This is a genomic window from Enterobacter sp. 61D5 (genome assembly GCF_034107965.1).
Taxonomy (GTDB): Bacteria; Pseudomonadota; Gammaproteobacteria; order Enterobacterales; family Enterobacteriaceae; genus Enterobacter; species Enterobacter cloacae_M.
In genome coordinates, this window is the sequence record NZ_JAWNFK010000056.1 from 1 (window position 1) to 614 (window position 614).

A 614-nucleotide genomic window follows, 5' to 3' on the forward strand; every position below is an offset into this window, starting at 1 on the left:
AAAATTACAATGCAAAAATTCTCTTAACGCGACTATTGAAAATAGCAAAAAGAGAAATAAATAATGGAGTGAACATGCCACACCATGCATCATTTAATCGTATTTATAATTTTCCATAGATTGGTTCGATTCTTTGTTTTTAATTTTAGCATTATATTCCGCCTGTGTGAATAAATAGTCTTAATAGAAACCCCCAAAAATGATGATATTGTAGAGTCATTCATGCCCAGCGCAATTAGTGAAAAAACCTGTGCTTCACGGCAGGATAACACATCATGATTATAGGATGTTGTTTTATCTTTAAAGTTAATGAAATTATCACGGAAAAATTCTAAGGGCAAGATCCAATAAAAAAACTTTCGCCTGCCGTCACAGCATAATAAATTTAAAAAGTCTACATCAGCAATCAAAATACCAACCCCTAGCCCGCTTTCATTTGTATAGTTAATAAAGTAATCATTTATATTAGAAATCTTAATAAATGAAAAATCTCTTCCCTTGCGCGTTTTTCCAGAAAAAAAATGCTCAATCCCAAGGGAAAAGTATGTGTTGTTTGATGCAATGTATACATTAATATTCATAATTAATAATAATATTTCATTTTAACAAATAAA

At 30.0% G+C, this 614-nt stretch carries 1 protein-coding gene; it reads right to left on the reverse strand.

Annotation, left to right across the window (positions count from 1 at the left end):
* Positions 1-89: 89 nt before the first annotated feature.
* Positions 90-581 (reverse strand): helix-turn-helix domain-containing protein, encoded by a 492-nt coding sequence (locus UTM25_RS22515; protein WP_194386776.1) that lies wholly within the window; start codon positions 579-581, stop codon positions 90-92.
* Positions 582-614: the final 33 nt, after the last annotated feature.

What these genes read in the sequence shown, in the direction of transcription:
- UTM25_RS22515 (WP_194386776.1), bottom strand. Translation starts at nt 581, where the DNA reads ATGAATATTAATGTATACATTGCATCAAACAACACATACTTTTCCCTT.